This window comes from Dysgonomonas sp. UBA7710, assembly GCF_002482385.1.
Taxonomy (GTDB): domain Bacteria; phylum Bacteroidota; class Bacteroidia; order Bacteroidales; family Dysgonomonadaceae; genus Dysgonomonas.
In genome coordinates, this window is record NZ_DLFW01000002.1 from 460,167 (window position 1) to 480,618 (window position 20,452).

Annotated in this window: 21 protein-coding genes; 15 read left to right on the forward strand and 6 right to left on the reverse strand. The window is 40.1% G+C overall.

The window, feature by feature from the left end; all coding sequences use genetic code 11:
- The first annotated feature begins 72 nt into the window (after window positions 1–72).
- The gene (locus B3317_RS02160; RefSeq protein WP_291108167.1) at window positions 73–336 is read left to right on the forward strand and encodes a hypothetical protein; all 264 of its coding nucleotides are present in this window, start codon (window positions 73–75) and stop codon (window positions 334–336) included.
- Window positions 337–407: 71 nt separating this feature from the next.
- On the opposite strand, the gene B3317_RS02165 is transcribed toward B3317_RS02160, so the two are convergent.
- The 6 genes from B3317_RS02165 to B3317_RS02190 form a co-directional block, all read right to left on the reverse strand.
- Window positions 408–1,124 (reverse strand): head GIN domain-containing protein, encoded by a 717-nt coding sequence (locus B3317_RS02165; RefSeq protein WP_291108169.1) that lies wholly within the window; start codon window positions 1,122–1,124, stop codon window positions 408–410.
- A gap of 81 nt (window positions 1,125–1,205) precedes the next feature.
- Window positions 1,206–1,595 carry a DUF423 domain-containing protein gene (locus B3317_RS02170; RefSeq protein WP_291108171.1) on the reverse strand — a complete coding sequence of 130 codons (390 nt, stop codon included), beginning with the start codon at window positions 1,593–1,595 and terminating at the stop codon, window positions 1,206–1,208.
- Window positions 1,592–2,953: a citrate synthase gene (locus tag B3317_RS02175; protein WP_291108173.1), complete on the reverse strand. Its 1,362-nt coding sequence runs from the start codon at window positions 2,951–2,953 to the stop codon at window positions 1,592–1,594. The genes B3317_RS02170 and B3317_RS02175 overlap by 4 nt, the downstream gene beginning before the upstream one ends.
- A 44-nt stretch (window positions 2,954–2,997) precedes the next feature.
- A complete protein-coding gene (locus B3317_RS02180) occupies window positions 2,998–3,438 on the reverse strand; it encodes a GNAT family N-acetyltransferase (protein ID WP_291108175.1) in 441 nt (146 codons plus the stop codon).
- Window positions 3,439–3,443: 5 nt separating this feature from the next.
- Entirely contained in the window at window positions 3,444–4,037 is a 594-nt protein-coding gene (locus B3317_RS02185) for a DJ-1/PfpI family protein (RefSeq protein WP_291108177.1), read from the reverse strand.
- Between the two features lie 14 nt (window positions 4,038–4,051).
- Window positions 4,052–6,316, reverse strand: coding sequence for an aconitate hydratase (locus B3317_RS02190; RefSeq protein ID WP_291108179.1), 2,265 nt, complete (start codon window positions 6,314–6,316; stop codon window positions 4,052–4,054).
- 453 nt (window positions 6,317–6,769) lie between these two features.
- On the opposite strand from B3317_RS02190, the gene B3317_RS02195 reads away from it, so the two are divergent.
- The 14 genes from B3317_RS02195 to B3317_RS02260 all read left to right on the forward strand — a co-directional run bounded on the left by B3317_RS02195 (window position 6,770) and on the right by B3317_RS02260 (window position 20,427).
- On the forward strand, window positions 6,770–7,816 hold the full coding sequence (locus B3317_RS02195; RefSeq protein ID WP_291108181.1) for a tetratricopeptide repeat protein: 1,047 nt from the start codon (window positions 6,770–6,772) through the stop codon (window positions 7,814–7,816).
- A gap of 18 nt (window positions 7,817–7,834) precedes the next feature.
- Window positions 7,835–8,386, forward strand: coding sequence for an RNA polymerase sigma factor (locus B3317_RS02200; RefSeq protein WP_291108183.1), 552 nt, complete (start codon window positions 7,835–7,837; stop codon window positions 8,384–8,386).
- A 57-nt stretch (window positions 8,387–8,443) separates the two neighbouring features.
- The gene (locus B3317_RS02205) at window positions 8,444–8,782 is read left to right on the forward strand and encodes a hypothetical protein (protein ID WP_291108185.1); all 339 of its coding nucleotides are present in this window, start codon (window positions 8,444–8,446) and stop codon (window positions 8,780–8,782) included.
- Window positions 8,783–8,801: 19 nt separating this feature from the next.
- The gene (locus tag B3317_RS02210; protein ID WP_291108187.1) at window positions 8,802–9,284 is read left to right on the forward strand and encodes a hypothetical protein; all 483 of its coding nucleotides are present in this window, start codon (window positions 8,802–8,804) and stop codon (window positions 9,282–9,284) included.
- A gap of 260 nt (window positions 9,285–9,544) precedes the next feature.
- Window positions 9,545–10,399 carry an ATP phosphoribosyltransferase gene (gene hisG / locus B3317_RS02215; RefSeq protein WP_291108189.1) on the forward strand — a complete coding sequence of 285 codons (855 nt, stop codon included), beginning with the start codon at window positions 9,545–9,547 and terminating at the stop codon, window positions 10,397–10,399.
- Window positions 10,396–10,923 (forward strand): GNAT family N-acetyltransferase, encoded by a 528-nt coding sequence (locus B3317_RS02220; protein WP_291108191.1) that lies wholly within the window; start codon window positions 10,396–10,398, stop codon window positions 10,921–10,923. Before hisG ends, B3317_RS02220 begins: the two co-directional genes overlap by 4 nt.
- A gap of 4 nt (window positions 10,924–10,927) precedes the next feature.
- Complete coding sequence (gene hisD, locus B3317_RS02225) at window positions 10,928–12,205, forward strand: histidinol dehydrogenase (RefSeq protein WP_291108482.1); 1,278 nt, start codon at window positions 10,928–10,930, stop codon at window positions 12,203–12,205.
- On the forward strand, window positions 12,202–13,089 hold the full coding sequence (locus B3317_RS02230; RefSeq protein WP_291108193.1) for a GNAT family N-acetyltransferase: 888 nt from the start codon (window positions 12,202–12,204) through the stop codon (window positions 13,087–13,089). The genes hisD and B3317_RS02230 overlap by 4 nt, the downstream gene beginning before the upstream one ends.
- 97 nt (window positions 13,090–13,186) lie before the next feature.
- Complete coding sequence (locus B3317_RS02235; RefSeq protein ID WP_291108194.1) at window positions 13,187–13,765, forward strand: DJ-1/PfpI family protein; 579 nt, start codon at window positions 13,187–13,189, stop codon at window positions 13,763–13,765.
- 106 nt (window positions 13,766–13,871) lie between these two features.
- On the forward strand, window positions 13,872–14,900 hold the full coding sequence (gene hisC, locus B3317_RS02240) for a histidinol-phosphate transaminase (protein WP_291108195.1): 1,029 nt from the start codon (window positions 13,872–13,874) through the stop codon (window positions 14,898–14,900).
- 1 nt (window position 14,901) lies between these two features.
- The gene (gene hisB / locus B3317_RS02245) at window positions 14,902–16,017 is read left to right on the forward strand and encodes a bifunctional histidinol-phosphatase/imidazoleglycerol-phosphate dehydratase HisB (protein ID WP_291108197.1); all 1,116 of its coding nucleotides are present in this window, start codon (window positions 14,902–14,904) and stop codon (window positions 16,015–16,017) included.
- A 96-nt stretch (window positions 16,018–16,113) separates the two neighbouring features.
- Complete coding sequence (locus B3317_RS02250; RefSeq protein WP_291108200.1) at window positions 16,114–18,201, forward strand: putative porin; 2,088 nt, start codon at window positions 16,114–16,116, stop codon at window positions 18,199–18,201.
- Window positions 18,202–18,208: 7 nt separating this feature from the next.
- A complete protein-coding gene (locus B3317_RS02255) occupies window positions 18,209–19,018 on the forward strand; it encodes a transporter substrate-binding domain-containing protein (RefSeq protein ID WP_291108202.1) in 810 nt (269 codons plus the stop codon).
- A gap of 218 nt (window positions 19,019–19,236) precedes the next feature.
- On the forward strand, window positions 19,237–20,427 hold the full coding sequence (locus tag B3317_RS02260) for an AAA family ATPase (protein WP_291108204.1): 1,191 nt from the start codon (window positions 19,237–19,239) through the stop codon (window positions 20,425–20,427).
- Window positions 20,428–20,452: the final 25 nt, after the last annotated feature.

Consider the following 20,452-nt stretch of genomic DNA (forward strand, 5'->3'; position numbering starts at 1 on the left):
GAACAATTTATATCCTTTCTTCCTTATACTTAATACACTACTTATGTTTCATCTTTTAAAGTGAGGGCTGCTATGAGATTTAATGGAACTTTAAATGTCGGGGATATTTTATACAGGGTAGACCCGAAAATATTGTCTGTCAACGTGTTTCGGATAAATAATGTTGATGAGAAGCAACAGGAACCGACCACTCATGAAAACTTCGTGATGGAGAAGAAAGAGTCAAGGTTAATTCCGATGTTGATAGAGAAGTTCCCGTTTGAGTTTAAAGGTTTATTGTATTTTTTGACAGAAGATGATGCGAATCATTACATCAAGACTCAGATAGGAATGTGAAGCCTCCTATATAAAAGCTAAAGGCCGTGAAATCGTTTGTTTTCGCGGCCTTTTTATTTGGGCAGTTATTATTACTGTACTTTAACAACCTTTCCTGAGCCTGATATGGCCTGGTCTACCTGCGCATTCCCTTTATACTGTACATTACCGCTACCCGATACTCTTACGGTCAGCAACTTTTCGGCATATACAGAGAAATTACCGCTGCCTGATACGGAACATGTTACCGTGTCGGCTTGCATATCCATCGTATTTGTTTTTCCACTACCCGATATACTGCTTTCTATCCGGTTTGCTTTACCGGTCATTGTAATATCGCCTGAGCCGGAAACTTTTGTAGTCACGCTTTGCGCTACAATGCTGTCACCAAGGATGTTTGCACTGCCCGAAACCGATAAAACCAAGTCGGTAGTTTCCAGTTTTCCTTTGATGTGGAGCTTGATAGAGCCGCTCGCGCTTACACGGGCCAAGGCTGTCGAATTGGTATAGATATTATATTTAGTAGGGCTCACATTTTCTTTATTTCTGATAGAGAGGATGCCATCATTGGATTCCACAATTAGCAGAGGAAAAATATTTTCGTCTGTTTCTATCCTTAGATACGGTGCGGCATCTGGTTTTTGTTCATAGACAATGCTTGATCCTCCACTAAATTCGATCTCTTTGTAATCCGAGATATTGACTTCATTTTCTGTTATATTTCCATTTCCTCTCACTGAATTGAATGAACAGGATTGGGCGCTTAGAACTAATAACGTAATACTGATTGTGTACAAAAGTGTTTTCATATTAATATTCTTTTTGAAATGATTATTTATAGGTATGACGCATTCCTTTCTAATTTGGTTACATCAAAATCGAAAAAAATATCATAGAATCTTATTTTTAATAAAAAATACGATCAACAACAGCCATCCTGCAATCAGGAATAATCCCCCTATAGGCGTTACCGGGCCTAAGAAACGCAGATTTATACCCCAATGTCCGGAAAAGGATAAAAAATAAATGCTGAAAGAAAAAAGCAGGACTCCTGTAATAATACAGATAGCAGCCCATTTTTCTAACGGCGATGTAAATGACAGGGCCAGGCCTATAACCAGTAATACGATGGCATGGTACATCTGATAACGCACTCCGGTTTCGAAACTGATAAGTTTTTCCGGTGTGAGTATGTCTTTAAATGCATGTGCTCCGAATGCTCCCAGTATTACTGAGAGCATTCCGTATATAGCAGCAATAATTAATACTGTTTGTTTCATTTTCTATCGGCAATAGGTATATATTCTTTTATGTCGGCGGCATTCTTGTATGCTGGGCGGATGATCCGCTTTTGCTTGAAGTTGAGCTCTTCGATTCGGTGCGCGCACCAGCCCACGATACGAGCCATCGCGAACAATGGGGTGTATATTTCCTGGGGCAGGCCTATCATATCGTAGACAAAGCCCGAATAGAAGTCTACATTGGCACAGACCTGCTTGTTGACATTCTTTCCTTTCTTCTCCATAAAGTTGAGGATAGCTCTTTCTTCCAGCAGCTTATAGAAGTTATATTCTTCTTCCCGTCCTTTTTCTATGGCAAGCTCGCGGGCCATTTCCTTGAGTAGCATGGTGCGGGGGTCGGATATTGTATATATGGCATGTCCTATACCATATATAAGACCTGTTTTATCATAAGCTTCTTTATTCAATATCTTCAGCAGATAGGAGTCTACTTCTTCAACGCTTGTCCAGTCTTTCACATTGGTTTTAATGTTCTTCATCATGTCGATGACTTTCAGGTTTGCTCCTCCATGCAGAGGCCCTTTCAGTGAACCTATGCCCGCGGCGATGGCCGAATAGGTATCCGTACCTGTCGAACTGGTGACACGTACCGTAAAGGTGGAATTATTACCTCCCCCGTGATCGGCATGTACCATAAGCGCCAGGTCGAGAATTTTTACATCCAACTGTGTATAGTGGTGCCCTTTCATCATATACAGGAAGTTTTCGGCAAGCGACAGGTTCGATTGCGGATGTCTGATGTGGAGAGACTTACCGTTGCTGTGTCTTAATGCATTGTGTGCATAGGCGATAATGGTAGGGAAAGTGGCAACGAGGTTCAGCGATTGGCGTATCAGGTTCTCGGGGGTGGTTTCATCCGGCTTGTCGTCGAATGTATATAATTCGAGTACACAACGGGAAAGATAATTCATAATGTCATTTCCTACGAGATCGAGTATATGCATTACAATCTTTGGTTTCAGATCCATAATACAACTCATCAGTTCCGAAAATTCTTTCAATTCCTCCTTGTTTGGCATATTACCCGAAAGGATAAGATAGACTACCTCTTCAAATCCCAGCCTGTTTTCTTTCTGGGCACCCCGGACTATGTCCTCGAGACTGATTCCCCTGTATATAAGTTTGCCGGGGATAGGTGTCAGCTTGCCATCTTCGCTGCGTTCATATCCCACAACGTCGCCCACTTTGGTGAGGCCTACAACTACGCCCGTATGGTCTTCGTTGCGAAGTCCGCGTTTTACATTCATTTTCTGGAACAGCTCGGGGTCGAAATTACTCGTTACGCCCACTGTTGCCGATATTTTATCCACTATTTCCTTATCCAGTAATCTCTCCATAGTATATTTTTTATATGGTTTATATTTTGAGTTTGAATTATGACCTAAAATAGTAAGTCACAATTTCTTTCCACTTCATTAATTGTCGCACCCAGACTCTTATAAAACGTTATCGCCGGATGGTTCCATTCCGAAACCTGCCAGCGCAGGCCATTACAGCATTCTTCTTTAGCATAAGCGATCACTGCATTGATAAGGCGTGTGCCTATGCCCTTTCCCCTGTATGTTTGCCTGACATATAAGTCATCCATGTACAGGGATTTGCCTGTCCATGTATAATAAGCGAAGAAGTAAGTCGCATACCCGATAATGGAGCCATCCCCATCCCTCGCTACAAAGCCGTGAAAATAATCCTTTTCTTTTAGCATCTGCCCGGCCGAATTAGTCATCTTTTCAGGTAATTTTTCAAAGGTGGCAAATTCCAGAAAAAGGGAGACCAGCTCTTCAAAATCGGATTCCTTTATGGGTTGTATATCTATATTCATTTAATCTACTGATTGCAAAAGTTGTCGGCACTTTCATCTTCCTGCCAATTATATTCTATTCTGAAAGCTATCTTCCGGGCTTCTTCTGTCCCCAGCATATCACGAATAAATCCTAAAGCCATATCCATTCCGGCGCTGACACCCGATGAGGTATAATACTTGCCGTCTTTTATCCAGCGTGCCTGTTTTATCCAGTTTACTTTGGCAGAGGAACTTTCCACCCAGCCGAAAGCACGTTTATTTGATGTCGCGCTTCTGCCATCCAGTAAACCGGTTTTAGCTAATAATGCACTACCCGTGCAAACAGTAAGAGTATATTGACTGCCGCTGGCTAATGTTCTTATCTTCTCTATAAAGACCGGATTGTCTATTTCCTTTCGTGTGCCCGTTCCTCCGGGTATAAGCAGTATATATGGTCCCTCCGGCATTAATAATTCTACCGGATCGGTTTTTATTTCAATATTGTCCGTATTGCGGATAAGGTTTCCGGTTTCAGAATAATATCTGATTGTACTACCTTCAACCTTACCGAATATTTCCACAGGCCCGAATACATCGAGTGTTTCAAAACCGGGAAAAAGAAGTATATTGAAAACCATGCAGACTCCGGTTATTATTGTTTCATATAATTTAGGGCACTGCCTGCCTTAAACCATTCTATCTGCGTATCGTTATAGGTATGGGCTACCCCGAACGATTCTTTTTCACCGTTTTTATGGGTGAGTTCGATGATAAGGTTCTTTCCCGGCCTGAAATCGGTTAGTCCCAGTATGCTTATTTTATCATCTTCGCGTACCTTATCATAATCATTCTTATCGATAAAGGTAAGGGCGAGCATACCTTGTTTTTTGAGATTGGTTTCATGTATGCGGGCAAAAGACTTTACAAGTATGGCCTTCACATTCAGGAACCGGGGTTCCATTGCTGCATGTTCACGTGATGAGCCTTCCCCGTAGTTTTCTTCAGCCACTACGACAGATCCCAACCCTTCCGCTTTGAATTTCCGGGCAAGTTTAGGAACAGCGATATATTCACCGGTTTCCACGTCCAGAACGGCATTTGTCTTGTCATTGAATGCATTGACTGCTCCTATCAGCATATTGTCGGATATATTATCCAGATGTCCGCGGAAACGGAGCCATGGGCCAGCCATTGATATATGGTCGGTAGTGCATTTGCCTTTTGCCTTTATTAATAGAGGCTGGGCGGTAATATCTTTTCCGTTCCATGCAGGGAACGGTTTCAGCTCTTGTAAACGTTGTGAATCGGGGGCTATTTTTACCTCAATATTTGAACCGTCAGCTGCCGGAGCGATAAATCCGTCATCATCTTTTTTGTATCCGTTTGGCGGTAGTTCATATCCCTGAGGTTCTTGTAGTTTTACATGTTCCCCGTTTTCATTTACCAGTGTGTCCGTCATCGGATTGAAACATAGATCTCCGGCAATACTCAGCGCCGCAACAATTTCCGGTGATGTAACGAAAGCGTGGGTGTTCGGATTGCCGTCGTTCCGTTTGGCAAAGTTACGGTTAAACGATGTTACGATTGAATTGGGACGCTCCGGGTTGTCCGAATCCCTTTTCCATTGTCCGATACAAGGCCCGCAGGCATTTGCCATGATGGTTGCTCCCGCTTCTTCAAAGACCGGTAATATACCATCTCTTTCGGCGGTATAGCGTACCTGTTCCGAACCGGGGTTGATTATAAATTGAGCTTTTACTTTTATATTTTTCTTTTTGGCATCAGCGACGATTGATGCCGCACGCGACATGTCTTCGTATGAAGAGTTTGTACATGATCCGATTAGTCCCACTTCCATCTTTTGCGGATAACCGTTTTCTTTTACAGCTTTGGCAAATTGAGAAATAGGATGCGCCGCATCGGGTGTAAAAGGCCCGTTTACATACGGTTCGAGAGTCGATAAATCTATTTCAATTATCTGGTCAAAATACTTTTGAGGATTATTTGCTATCTCCGCATCAGGTTGCAGATGCTCCATTATTCTATCGGCCAGTTCTGCTACATCGCTTCGGAAAGTGGCTTTCAGATATTCAGACGATTTTTCGTCATATGGGAAAATGGATGTGGTTGCACCTACTTCCGCACCCATATTGCAAATGGTACCTTTTCCCGTGGCTGACAATGAAGCTGTACCTTCGCCGAAATACTCGATGATGGCATTTGTACCTCCTTTTACAGTCAATATACCGGCCAGTTTCAGTATAACGTCTTTAGGTGAAGCCCAACCTGACAATTTTCCGGTCAGTTTTACCCCGATGATCTTCGGCATTTTCAGTTCCCAGGGCATTCCCGCCATTACATCTACCGCATCGGCGCCACCGACGCCTATGGCTACCATGCCCAGACCTCCGGCATTTGGTGTGTGGGAGTCTGTCCCGATCATCATCCCGCCGGGGAAAGCATAGTTTTCGAGTACTACCTGATGGATGATACCTGCACCGGGTTTCCAGAAACCGATTCCGAATTTATTGGATACGTTGCTCAGAAAGTCGAAGACTTCTTTGTTTGTTACTTCGGCGGTGTTCAGGTCTTCCTTAGCCGATTTGTATGCTTGTATGAGGTGATCGCAGTGTACAGTCGATGGAACAGCTACTTTGGTGCGTCCCGAATTCATCAATTGCAACAAGGCCATTTGCGCAGTAGCGTCCTGCATAGCAACCCTGTCGGGTGAAAAGTTCACATAATCTGTTGCGCGTACAAAATCTTTAATGGCTTCATCTTCCGACAGATGCGCGTATAGGATTTTTTCGGACAGAGTTAAAGGGCGCTTTAGTTTGCTTTTGGCCTCTTCAACCTTTGATGGGTAGGATTCGTAGAATTTGCGAATCATATCTATATCAAAAGTGGTACTTTTCATTATAATTGAAGTTTTTAGTTAATTTTTTATTTCCCTGAACTAACAAAAATAATAAAAAAATTCTATGATATGGCGTCTTTTATATTACATTCCTATTTAAGCTTATTCTAAAATCCGGCATATCTGATGTTTGTCTTTCTGTTTATGGTCGGGTGTTGTTTGGTGATAATTTTGTGTTTTAAGGTTTTATGTATGGAAATTTGTAACTATTTGTTTCGGAAAATGAGACATATTGAAATTGGATATACGGCTGTTATGAGAGATTCTATTTATCATTGATAGAAAAATAAGATAGGAATTTCACTTATTGTATAAATAAACAATAGATTTTATAAGATTCATTTTATTATTCCGGTTTAAACCATTTTCTTTTTAAATTGTCAAAGAATCTGAACAGAGAATACATTTAAAGAGTATTTTCTTACTTTTGTATTTTTAAAAAGTAAATATTGCATGAGAAACGGCTTAATTATATTATTCTTATTATTCACAACTTTAACAATATATGCACAACCATCTTCCGAAAAATTGATAAGGCAGGGTGTGGCATTGCATGATAAAGGACGTTATAAAGAGGCAATCGCCTGTTATGAAGAAGCACTGAAGGTAAACCCGACATCAATGTCCGCTGTTTATGAGATGTCTTTATCATACTTGCAGCTCAAAGATTATGATAAAGCCATTCGTAACAGTACAAAAGTGATTACAGCTAATTTTCAGCCTTTATTGATGGATGCATATATTGTAAAAGGTACGGCGCTGGCTAATCAGGATAAAATGGGAGATGCCCTTAAAATCCTTAATGAGGCATTAGAGAAATGTGGTGATGAATATTTACTGCATTTTAATCTGGGACTATGCTACTTTAACAATAAGGATAATCGTATGGCTGTTCAGCATCTGCGAAAAGCAATTGAGATAGACGCCACCCACTCCAGTGCATTTTTGCTTTATGCCTATGCATTGAATGATTTGGGGCGCTGGGTGCAAAGTTTTTATGCATTCCATTTTTTCTTGTTGCTGGAGCCTAATACAGAACGCTCGAAAGATGCATTCGGGGAGATGTTTGATATAGTCTCAGCAAAAATAGATTCCGGTTCGGAGAAATTATCGCCCGAAGACGGAGTGGACAGACGCTATCTTTATGATGCTATACAAAAGCATAAAACAGGGGCGACAGACGATATTTCCCAATATACGTTTTTTGTAGAATCATCTAAATTGATCTTTTTTACATTGGCTCAGATGCAAAACGATTCTCTGAATGGTCTGTTGTGGTATTTTTTTGTACCTACCTATGAAGAGATTCTGGGTTCGGGACATTTCGATACCTATTGCCGCTACGTGAGTGTCGCTTATTTCCCCGAATCGCTTAAATGGTGGGAAAATAATAAGACACATGTTGATAATTTTATCGAATGGTTCGAAAACGGGCAGAGCGGAATTGATGAAGAAGCCGATTTTGGAGATGATTCCGATCTGGAAGATAGCGGGCAATAAAAAAGGATTTTGGAATAAATGTTACAGGATACAGAGAATAACTTGCTAGAAAGGCTGCATGACCCGAAAACCCAACAGGTTGCCTTTTCTGAACTTGTGAAAGAGTTTAGTGAGGTGCTTTATTGGCAGATCCGTAAAATAGTACTTAGTCATGACGATGCTAATGATGTCCTTCAAAATACCTTTATTAAGGTCTGGACCAGCATCGAGAATTTCAGGGGGGATTCCAAACTCTCGACCTGGCTCTATCGTATAGCGATTAACGAAGCTATTACATTTTTGAATAAACAACGAGCGCAAAATAATATATCGATGGACGATGCAGATATATTTCTTATCTCACGCCTCGAAGGTGATGAATATTTTGATGGAGACGAAGCGCAGCTTAAATTGCAAAAAGCGATACTGACACTTCCTGAAAAACAACGTATCGTTTTTAATATGAAGTACTTCGATGAAATGAAGTATGAAGATATGTCGGATATACTGGAAACCTCGGTTGGTGCTCTGAAAGCATCATATCACCATGCAGTGAAAAAAATCGAAGAATTTTTATCTGCTGACAATTAAACCTTTTTATCTAATTATAGTCTATAGTATAGATGGAGTTATTAAAGAATAGTAGTTATGTTGGATAATTTTGACAAAAAGAAGAGTCCGTTTAAGGTTCCCGAAAACTATTTCGAGAATTTTAATGCTGAAATAATGGGTAAACTTCCAGAAAAAGAAACAGGAAAAGGGAAGATTATTCCATTGTGGAGAAAGGTGTTGCCTTGGACAGCAGCGGCCGCCGTATTTTGTGGAGTCATATTTTCAACGGGAATACTGAACCAAAAAACGACAGCCGAACCTGAGCCTGTAGTAGCTTCTGCTATGGCTTCCTCCTCAGATGAAGAAGATTATTATTTGTTTCTTGAGGACGAAGTGGCAAGAGCTAAATATAGGGATGTGATGTATAGTAATTAAACCAAAAAAACATTGTTATATGAAGTTTAGAAGTATTCTGGTCTTATTGATTCTTGCAGTGTCTACAACACTCTCAATAAAAGGTCAGGGTCTGAAGCGAGGCGGTTTTGATATAGAAACTATAAAGAAAGAAAAAGCAGCTTTCCTGATAAAAGAGTTGGAGCTGACAGATGCCGAAGCTAAGGTTTTTATTCCCTTGGAATCGGAGTTTATGTCCAGAAAGTTTGAAGTAAACAGAGATGCACGGAGGGAAACCCGTGCGTTGAACGAAAAACCTAACAAAACTGAAGAAGATTACCAACGGATAACCAAATTGAATTTGGAATCGGAAAAGCGGGAGGCTGAGCTTCAGATAGAATATTATAAAAAATTTGGAGAAATATTATCTGCCCAGAAAATTGAAAAATATCGGGCAGTGGATATGAAATTCAAAGAGCATATGCTAAAAAAGATCGAAGAGCGCAGAAAAGCAAACCCGCATCGACAAGGACAAAGAAAATAATTTGACATAAAGTTTGTTTTATTGTAAAAAATATATACTTTTGTTTTCATAAAGATTATAATTATGTACAATAAAGCGAATCATCATCATTTTATATTACTGCCAATCGGTAAGTAACGTATCTTGATGTGATGATAGCAAAGATATAGTAAGAGCTTACCTGATTAGGGTAGGCTCTTTTTTTATTTTCAGTTTACAGATATTGGTTGTCTACTTACAATCTTTAAATCTTGAAATTATTAAATCTTGAAATATATATTATGGTATTAAGAATTGCTGTACAATCGAAAGGTCGGTTATTTGAAGAAACGATGGAACTTTTGCAGGAAGCAGGTGTAAAACTAAATAATATTAAACGCACATTGCTTGTGCCCGCGAAAGGGTTTCCTGTTGAAATACTTTTCCTGCGCGACGATGATATTCCTCAGGCAGTAGCAACGGGAGTTGCCGACATCGGAGTGGTGGGAGAGAATGAATACATGGAAAAAAATGAGGATGCAGAGGTTGTTAAACGGTTGGGTTTTAGTAAATGCCGTCTGTCACTGGCCATTCCTAAAGATGAAAATTATGAAGGTATAAAATGGTTTGAGGGGAAGAAAATCGCGACTTCTTATCCTTTTATCCTGAATAAATATATGAAAGAGAAAGAGATCAATTCCGATATACATATTATTACCGGTTCGGTAGAGATTTCACCGAGTATCGGATTATCGGATGCAATTTTCGATATTGTCAGTTCGGGAGGAACACTTGTCAGTAACCGGTTGAAAGAAGTGGAAGTGGTAATGCAATCTGAAGCTTTGCTGATTGCAACGAAGAATCTTTCGCAAGAAAAAAAGGATATTCTTGACGAATTGATATTCAGAATTGAAGCTGTACAAACTGCAACTGATAAAAAATATGTACTTTTGAATGCTCCCGAAGATAAATTGAGCGAAATTATTGATATTCTTCCCGGAATGCGCAGTCCTACTGTAACCCCATTGGCAACAAAAGGCTGGTGTTCGGTGCAATCGGTAGTGGAAGATAAGCGTTTCTGGGAAGTGATTAGTAAGCTGAAGTCCTTAGGCGCAGAAGGAATACTGGTGTTACCAATCGAAAAAATGATATTATGATACAGGTTTCGGACGATATAGTTTTATATCCGCTGTCGGTAGATGACATTTTTAAGATTTTCAATACGTTGAATGACGAGCGTGAATATATGCGCGAGTGGTTACCCTTTGTAGATACTACAAAGGAAGTGGAAGATACCGCCAGCTTTGTAAATCATGTTTTACAGACAGTTGATAAACAGTTTACCATTTATTTTCAGGAACAATTTGTAGGCTTAGTCGGCTTTAAAGATACTGACTCAATCAATAAAAAGATCGAAATAGGCTACTGGCTATCTCAATATGCGCAGGGAAAAGGTATTATGGTACATTCCGTCAGAAAGTTGGTAGAATATGCTTTTACCGAAATGGATATAAACCGCATACAGATAAAAGTGGCTGTAAACAATCACAAAAGCAGGCGGATACCTGAAAAACTGGGTTTTCAATTTGAGGGAATTGAACGTGATGGCGAATTGCTCGTTGATAATGTATTTACCGATATTGTCATATATAGTTTGTTGAAGAAAGAATATGGAGGATAGACAAATGCAGATAATAAAATATCCCGAACGTTCGCAATGGGCAGGTATCTTGTCCCGCCCTGTATTCGATACATCAGCATTGAATCGCACTGTCGGTGCTGTACTGGATGAAATTAAAGCGCGGGGTGATAAAGCCGTGTTAGAATACGAAGAAAGGTTCGACAAAGTAAAGCTTTCTTCATTAGCTGTAAGCAGAGAGGAGATAGAAACTTCAGAGTCGTTAGTTTCCGAAGAGTTGAAAGCGGCCATACGGTTGGCGAAAGAAAATATAAAGACTTTTCACCATAGTCAGATTTTCGAAAGTAAGAAGATCGAGACTACTCAGGGAGTTGTATGCTGGCAGAAAGCAGTAGCTATAGAGAAGGTCGGCTTATATATCCCGGGAGGGACAGCGCCCTTGTTTTCCACAGTGCTTATGCTTGCTGTTCCTGCAAAGATTGCAGGCTGTAAAGAAATAATACTTTGTTCTCCACCGGATAAAGAAGGGAAAATACATCCGGCAATACTTTTTGCCGCGAAGGAAGCCGGAGTAGATAAGATATTCAGGATAGGGGGGATACAGGCCATCGGAGCCATGGCCTATGGTACCCAAAGTGTACCGAAAGTATATAAGATATTCGGTCCCGGCAACCAGTATGTAATGACAGCTAAGCAGCTTGTAAGCCTTCGTGATGTTGCTATAGATATGCCTGCCGGACCATCGGAAGTGCAGGTAATAGCCGATGATACGGCAAATCCGGCATTTGTGGCGGCGGATTTATTATCTCAGGCGGAACACGGAGCCGACAGTCAGGTGATACTGACTACTACGAGCGAACCGTTTATTGCAGATGTATTGCAGCAAATAGAACAGCAATTGGTTGAGCTGCCCCGCCGCGAAATCGCGGAGAAGGCTTTGCAGAATAGTAAACTTATTCTGTTAAGAGACAATAGGGAAATAATAGATATGACGAATCAATATGCGCCGGAGCATCTGATTATAGAAACATCCGATTATATGGATATTGCCGATGAGATCATAAATGCAGGTTCGGTCTTTCTCGGACATTATACGCCTGAAAGTGCAGGTGATTACGCTTCGGGAACGAATCATACTTTGCCTACCAACGGTTATGCAACAGCTTACAGCGGTGTGAACCTGGATAGTTTTGTCAAGAAAATCACTTTCCAGAAAATCACAAAAGACGGTATCCGTAATCTTGGTCCGGCAATAGAAGTAATGGCGGAGAATGAGGAGTTATATGCGCATAAAAATGCTGTAACATTACGGTTGAAAGAATGATTACTCCCCTGATTATAAAATATAAGAGCCGGGAATATGAGGAAATGCTTATTCTTCGGGCAAAGATATTGAGAGAGCCTTTAGGTCTGACTTTTACCGATGAAGATATCACAATGGATAAGGATGATATGCTTCTGGGACTTATTTTGCCAGAAAAACAAAAGATGGTCGCCTGCTGTATCCTTACCCGTATTGATGATAAGGTTGTCAAAATGCGGCAAATGGCTGTAGACACAGAAGTGCAAAAAAACGGACTCGGCACGAGTATGCTTTCTTTTGCCGAATATGTGGCCGAAAGGGAAGGGTTTGAGAAAATCGTGCTGCATGCACGCAAGGTTGCTGTGGGTTTTTATCGGAAATATGATTATAAAATAGTAGGAGAAGAATTTACGGAGGTGGGTATTCCTCACTTCGAAATGGAAAAGCGAATAAAAATGGAAAAAGAAAAACAACAGGTGATCGACGAAGTTTCGAAATATATCGACATTACACTTACTCCTTTTGGTAAGCCGCAGCGTGGTGTCATCGATGTGGAAAAACGTGACCCGATGTACGATGGAAATGGCGTGGTATATATGCTCTCTGTCTTTGAGAAAGGGGAGTTGGTAAACAACCGTATCGGTACATATATGGTTCTGCTGAATAAGGGAGATCAGGCGGGATTTCATGAGCATGGAACCAAAAAAGAGCAGGAACTGTATGTGCTTGTACATGGTGAAGGAGAATATATAGAACGGGAAGGCCAGGATAAAATAACAAGGAAATTTAACCTGAAAAAAGGAAATGTGACATCTATACAGGGTGATGATAATTACCATTCTATCATCAATACCGGTGATGAGCCGTTGATTATATTTGTGGTAACAACATATGAAAAGGCCTGATTAATTATTTTTTACTATCGGAACCTGTTTAATTTTAACAATTATCCTTATATTTAGGCTAGTTTATTAATTGTCGAATATCTAAATCTATTGTATTATGGGTAAAAGAATATTGATGCTGGCAGGCGATTTTGTTGAAGATTATGAATTGATGGTTCCTTATCAGGCTCTTTGCAGCATTGGCTTTCATGTCGATGTAGTATGTCCGGGAAAGAAAGCCGGGGATCAGATAGCAACAGCAATACACGATTTTGTAGGTTTCCAGACATATGTGGAATTGAGAGGTCACAATTTTACACTGACAAAGAGTTTCGATAGTGTGAAACTGGAAGATTATGCCGGGCTTTATATCACAGGTGGGCGTGCTCCTGAATATATCCGTCTCGACCCTAAGGTGATAGAATACACACGCTATTTCTTTGAAAAGAATTTGCCTGTGGCTGCTATTTGTCACGGTATTCAGATACTGACAGCCGCCAATGTGGTAAAAGGACGTACATTAACATGTTATGTAGCCGTAGGTCCGGAAGTAACATTGGCCGGTGGTAATTATAAAGATATTCCGGCAACGGAAGCTGTTACAGACGGTAATTTGACCACTTCTCCTGCATGGCCGGGGCATCCCGCTATATTAAGGGAGTTTTATAAATTGCTGGGAGTAAAGATAGAGCTATAATGGTCAGCTTTTGCAGGCTGATTGAAGATAATAGTTTTAATGTCCTTTGTGCTAAGTTCTTGATTTGTGCAAAGGGCATTGATTTTAAATAACATTTGAATAAATAATGAATCTGCAACAATTAGTCCGCAAGAATGTATGGAATATGAAGGCGTATTCTTCGGCCCGTGACGAGTTTAAAGGAGAGGCTTCCGTCTTTCTGGATGCAAATGAAAATCCATTAAACGATAAGTATAACCGTTATCCCGACCCATTGCAATGGGCATTGAAAGAAAAAATATCGAAGGTAAAAGAGATTCAGCCGGAGAAGATTTTCCTGGGCAATGGGAGTGATGAACCCATAGACCTTGTCATTCGTATATTTTGCGAGCCCCGTATAGATAATATTGTGGCTATTGACCCTACATACGGTATGTATCAGGTGTGTGCCGATGTAAACGATGTGGAATATCGCAAAGTATTACTGAACAGCAATTTTGATCTTGATGCCGGTACATTACTAGAAAAGGCTGATGAGAATACAAAATTGATATTCCTTTGCTCTCCAAATAACCCGACAGGTAATTTGCTGAACAGAAGAGAAATAGAAAAAGTATTGAACTCTTTCTCCGGTATTGTAATCGTAGATGAAGCCTACATCGATTTTGCATCTGAAAAAACATGGCTGAATGATTTACAAAAATATCCGAATCTGATAGTTCTGCAAACATTTTCCAAAGCATGGGGATTAGCCGCTGTCCGTCTGGGGATGGCTTTTGCGTCACCGGAAATTATAAAACTATTCAATAAGGTAAAGTATCCGTACAATGTAAATATCCTCACGCAGAACTTTGTGAACGGAGAACTGGATAAACTGGAATTGAGGAAAGAATGGATACAAATCTTGCTGAAAGGACGTGATTATCTGAATGAGGAATTACTAAAACTCCCTTTTGTAGAGAAAATATATCCGACCGACTCTAATTTTATATTGGTCAGAGTTACAGATGCAAACGGATTATATAAGCATCTGGCCGATAAAGGCGTGATTGTGCGTAATCGTAATTCTGTATCTCTCTGTGCAGGTTGTCTGCGTATTACTGTGGGTACAGATGAAGAAAATAAGATATTGATAGAGACTTTGAGAAATATTTGACATGAAGAAAAGAGCATTATTTATAGACCGTGACGGAACAATCGTGATAGAACCCCCGGTAGATTACCAACTGGATAGCTTCGAAAAACTGGAATTTTATCCCAAAGTTATCCGTAACCTTTATTTTATCCGTAAAAATCTGGATTTCGAGTTTGTTATGGTAACCAATCAGGATGGACTGGGGACCTCATCGTTTTCCGAAGATACATTCTGGCCGGCACATAATCTGATGCTGAAAACATTGCAGGGTGAAGGGATTACTTTCGACGATATACTTATCGACCGCAGTTTTCCCGAAGACAATGCGCCTACCCGGAAACCCCGAACAGGGCTATTGGGTAAGTATATGAATGAAGAATATGATATGACGCATTCATTTGTAATCGGTGACCGTCTGACCGACGTGGAACTGGCAAAAAATTTAGGAGCGAAAGCTATATTCTTACGCGATGATATGGATGTTCCTGCCGGATTACAAGATGCTTGTGTATTGCAGACTACCGACTGGGATATTATCAGTGAATTTCTTTTTGCGGGAGAGCGAAAGGCAGAAGTAAAGCGTACGACAAAAGAAACGGATATTTATATTGCTTTGAATCTGGATGGAAAAGGCATTTGCGATATAACTACCGGTCTTGGATTCTTTGACCATATGCTCGAACAGATAGGCAAGCATTCAGGTATGGATTTGACCATAAAAGTAAAAGGTGACCTGAATGTGGATGAACATCATACGATAGAGGATACTGCAATAGCTCTGGGTGAAGCGCTTTATAAGGCTTTTGGCGATAAACGGGGAATAGAACGCTATGGATATTACTTGCCGATGGATGATTGCCTGTGTTCTGTTGCTCTTGATTTCGGAGGACGTCCGTGGCTGGTATGGGATACCGAGTTTCATCGCGAGAGGGTGGGAGATATGCCTACCGAGATGTTCCTGCATTTCTTCAAATCGTTGAGCGATTCGGCAAAGATGAATTTGAATATAAAAGCGGAGGGTGCAAACGAACATCACAAAATAGAAGGTATATTCAAAGCTTTTGCCCGTGCCGTCAAAATGGCAAAGAAACGGGATATTTTCAACTATGAACTTCCGTCTACCAAAGGAGTAATCTGATTCATTGGTTATTTTGATACAATAAATAGACGCTAATCTCTGTTTTTATAGAAACATTAACTTCTCATTTTTCATTTTTTGTGTAAGTTTGCACCGATGAAAAAATATATACTGACAGCGTTTCTGTTTTTTGCCATATTTTCCGTGCTGAATGCTCAGGATAGCAGGCGTAGACCCACCCGGTCTACCCCTCCCGTTCAAAGGCAGCAAGCGGATTCGGTAGCTCCGGTTCCGGATAACTTTCCGGTAACAGGTACGACAGTAGATACTGCCAAGGTAGAAGTACCACCTATATATGGATGGAAGATTACCCCCCGTTTGGGAGAACGGATTTTTTTACCGATGGATACAGCCATTGTTAATTTTCATCAGAGTATGCTGGTCGATGGCCTCGATGTCAATGTGGGGTATCTGGGGAATGTCGGTTCACCGGCACAATCGATGATATTTTTCGATCGTCCCGAATCATCCCGCTTTGTGTTTCTCGATGCCATGCACTATTGGCGTAAAGATCCACAGGATAAGTATTATCTCAATACAAAAGTTCCGTATTCTAATGTCCGCTATCAGACAGGCGGCGGTGGACAGAGTGCTGAACAGCGCCTGCAAACCGAAGTTTCCATGAATTTTGGTAAGAAGCTGAATGTTGGTTTTGACTTCGACTATGTATATTCGAGGGGGAATTATACCTCACTGTCCAATAAGCAGATGAATTATGATTTTTATGCCAGCTATATAGGGGATAAATATAAGATGCATGCTTTCTTGGCGAATAATAATTTCAACAATATAGAAAATGGTGGAATCACAAATCCTTTATATATTACCAATCCGAATTCGGATGAAATAGTACAGACTCAATTCAGAGGCAATTCGCTGGACATTCCCGTGAGGATGCAAAGTACATGGAATAAGATGCGGGGTAAGCATCTATATGTGACCAATCGTTACGATCTGGGCAATGACGAAGAAGAATATATGGTAAATGATACGACTAAAGCCTGGCGTAAGAAAGCAAATTATATTTCTCCGGCCAGTGTCATATTTACAACACATTATACTGATCAGAAACGTCGTTTTCTGTCGGATTATGCAGGGATGGATACACTATATCAGTATTATAATAATATAGACGGAATAAGTGTTGATCCGGAACCTAAATATATGAGTAATATAAATGACTTTATGTCGTATTATTCATTTAAGAATACATTTGCCCTGGCCATGAATGAAGGTTTCCGTAAATGGACCAAGTTCGGGCTGACAGCCTTTGCCGAATACGATATGCGTAAATATTCAATGCCGGGAGGACTGCCGGGATTACATGAAAGGTATAGTGAGAACGCGTTGACTATAGGAGGTGTATTATCAAAAGAAAAAGGAAAATATCTGAGATATAAGGCTTCGGCAGAATTTAATATTCTGGATGGGAAGGATTATAAACTCGAAGGAGAAATTACCACTATGCTGAATCTCTTCGGCAAGCAAGTTTCGGCAAAAGCGAACGGGTATATAAAAAGTATAAGTCCCAGTTTCTTCCAAAAGAATTTTTCGTCTAAATATTGGAACTGGAATAGTGAAAATACCAACTTTAGTAATACCAACAGAGTATATGTAGGCGGGGAAATTAACTTCCCGGAATTATCTTTTTCCAAAACACGTATTAGCGGGGGAGTGGAAAATATAAAGAATTATATATACTATAATGGAAATAAAGTAACAGCGCAAGAGTCCGGTAATGTTCAGGTCGTTTCTTTACGGTTGGATCAAAATCTGAAAGCAGGGATCTTTCATTGGGATAACCAGATCGTATACCAGAAGTCCGGAAATCAGAATGTGATACCTCTGCCCGAACTCAGTATATATTCTAATATCTACCTGATGACCAAAATAGCAAAGGTATTGACTCTACAAATGGGTGTCGATGGGCACTTCTTTACCGAATATCATGCTCCCGGTTACGAGCCGCTCACCATGCAGTTTTATAATCAGCAGGATGAGAAGATTGGTAATTTTCCGATAACAACGGCATATATAAACTTGCACTTGAAATTTACCCGTTTCTATATTATGATGTATAATCTGACGGATGGAATGGGGAATGGGCAATCTTTTACACTCTATCGTTATCCGGTAAATCCCCGGATGTTAAAACTTGGTATTTCGTGGCGGTTCAATAACTGATTACACCATGGCAAAGAAGAAAATCCTTGTATCTGTTATACTATTTATCATAGTACTAATAATCATTTCGTTTTTTGTATTCGGGAGGGGTGGGCAGCCAAAGGACTTTGCCCAGATAAAAAAGGACGGAGTATTACATATTGTTACAGATTATAACTCTGTCGGATACTTTGTCTCCGGAGATACTATTGCAGGGTTTAATTATGACTTGATCCGGCTGATGAAAGAGCGTATTCCCTTGAAAATAGAGATTTTATTGGAAGCTAGCCTCGATAAGAGTATTGAAGGGCTTAAGCAGGGAAAGTATGATGTTATGGCGCGCAGTATTCCAGTTACTTCCGAATTGCGGGGTACTCTCCTTTTTACTGAACCTGTTGCCCAAAACAGACAGGTGCTGGTACAACGGAAGAAAGAGTTTAATGAAGGAGTAGAACCTTTGCGAAGCCATCTCGCTTTGGCTAAAAAAACGTTGTATGTTCCTCTCAACTCGCCTGCAATATTACGTATAAGGAATCTGTCGCACGAGATAGGGGATACGATTTATATAAAAGAAGATCCTACTTATGGAGCCGAACAGTTAGCTATGCTGGTCGCGTCTAAGGATATAGATTATGCCGTTTGTGATGAGAAGAGTGCAGAGAAAATAGCTCAGTCTTTGCCCGAGATAGACTATTCAACGTTGATAGGTTTTACACATATTGAAGCTTGGGCTGTAAGTGAAAAATCTCCTGTGCTTTTAGATTCACTCAATATATGGATAAAGCAAATTAAAGGATCTAAAGAGTATAGCAATATATACCAAAAGTATTACAAATAGGATTTTAAGCCTGCTATTTTCTATACATATCCTCTATGTTTGATAAATTATCTTTATAATATTACCTTTGTACTCGCTTATTGTAAGTTACGGTTATTTTTTAGCAGAACTCCATTGTTTTTTGATAAAAAATGATTAAAATTGCTATGTAGACTTTGCAATGACGCAAAAAAAAAGTACCTTCGTCAGATTTTAATTTAGATTATTAAGATTACAGAGTGGAATCATTCTTTCGTACACATAGATATTTAGTAGAACACCTTGACAGTGTTATCCCAAGATTGTTGATGAAACAGATTGACTGGTCTCAGCGGTTAATCGGGATAAAAGGTACCAGAGGGGTTGGGAAAACTACATTTTTACTCCAATACGCAAAAGAGTTTTTCGACATAAACAGGAGAGATTGTCTCTACATAAATCTCAACCAGTTTTATTTTACTATCAGGTCTATAACCAGTTTTGCCCGTGAGTTTGTAGAGCGTGGAGGCAAAACCTTATTACTGGATCAGGTTTATAAATATCCGGACTGGGCAAGGGAACTCAAAGAATGTTACGAACTTTATCCGCAATTGAAGATCGTATTTACCGGTTCTACTGTAATGAAACTTCACGAAGATGAAGGTCTTTCACCTATTGTGAACGTATATAATCTGCGGGGATTTTCGTATAGAGAATTCCTTAATATTCAGTTCGAAAAAGATTTCTCGGCATATACACTCGATGAGATTCTGACCGATCATGAAAGGATAACAGAGGAAATCTGTACCCGGATAAGACCTTTAGATAATTTTTGGTCTTATATGCATCATGGCTATTATCCGTTTTATCTCGAGAAAAGAAACTTTTCAGAAAACCTGCTGAAAACGGTGAATATGATGCTCGAAGTAGATGTTATGTCTATTAAGCAGATAGAGTTGAGTTATCTGCCTAAATTGAGAAAACTATTATATCTGTTGGCTCAGTCGGCACCCGGTAAACCGAACATAAGCCAGCTGAGTCTGGATTGTGAAATTTCAAGGGCGACAGTTACTAACTATATGGAGTATTTGCGTAGCGCACGCCTTATAAATATGCTGTACAGAGAAGGAGAGGAGTTTCCTAAGAAACCGGATCTGGTATATATGCACAATACCAATCTTATATTTCCGCTGAAGATGTCCCAAATAGAGGATCAGGCCCTGCGGGAAACCTTTTTCTACAATCAGATACACCACAGCGATAGCAAACTCAAGAAAGGGGTAAAAAGTGGAATGTTCGTTGTAGAAAGCGAAGGGAAGGTATATAAATTTAAGATAGAAGGACAGAAAAGCAGAGGTAAGAATAAGTCAGATATGTTCTATGCTGTAGGTAATCTTGATAAAGGTGACAAGAATATTATTCCTCTTTGGCTCTTCGGCTTTTTATATTGAATAAAGGAAAGGATTTGATCTAGTA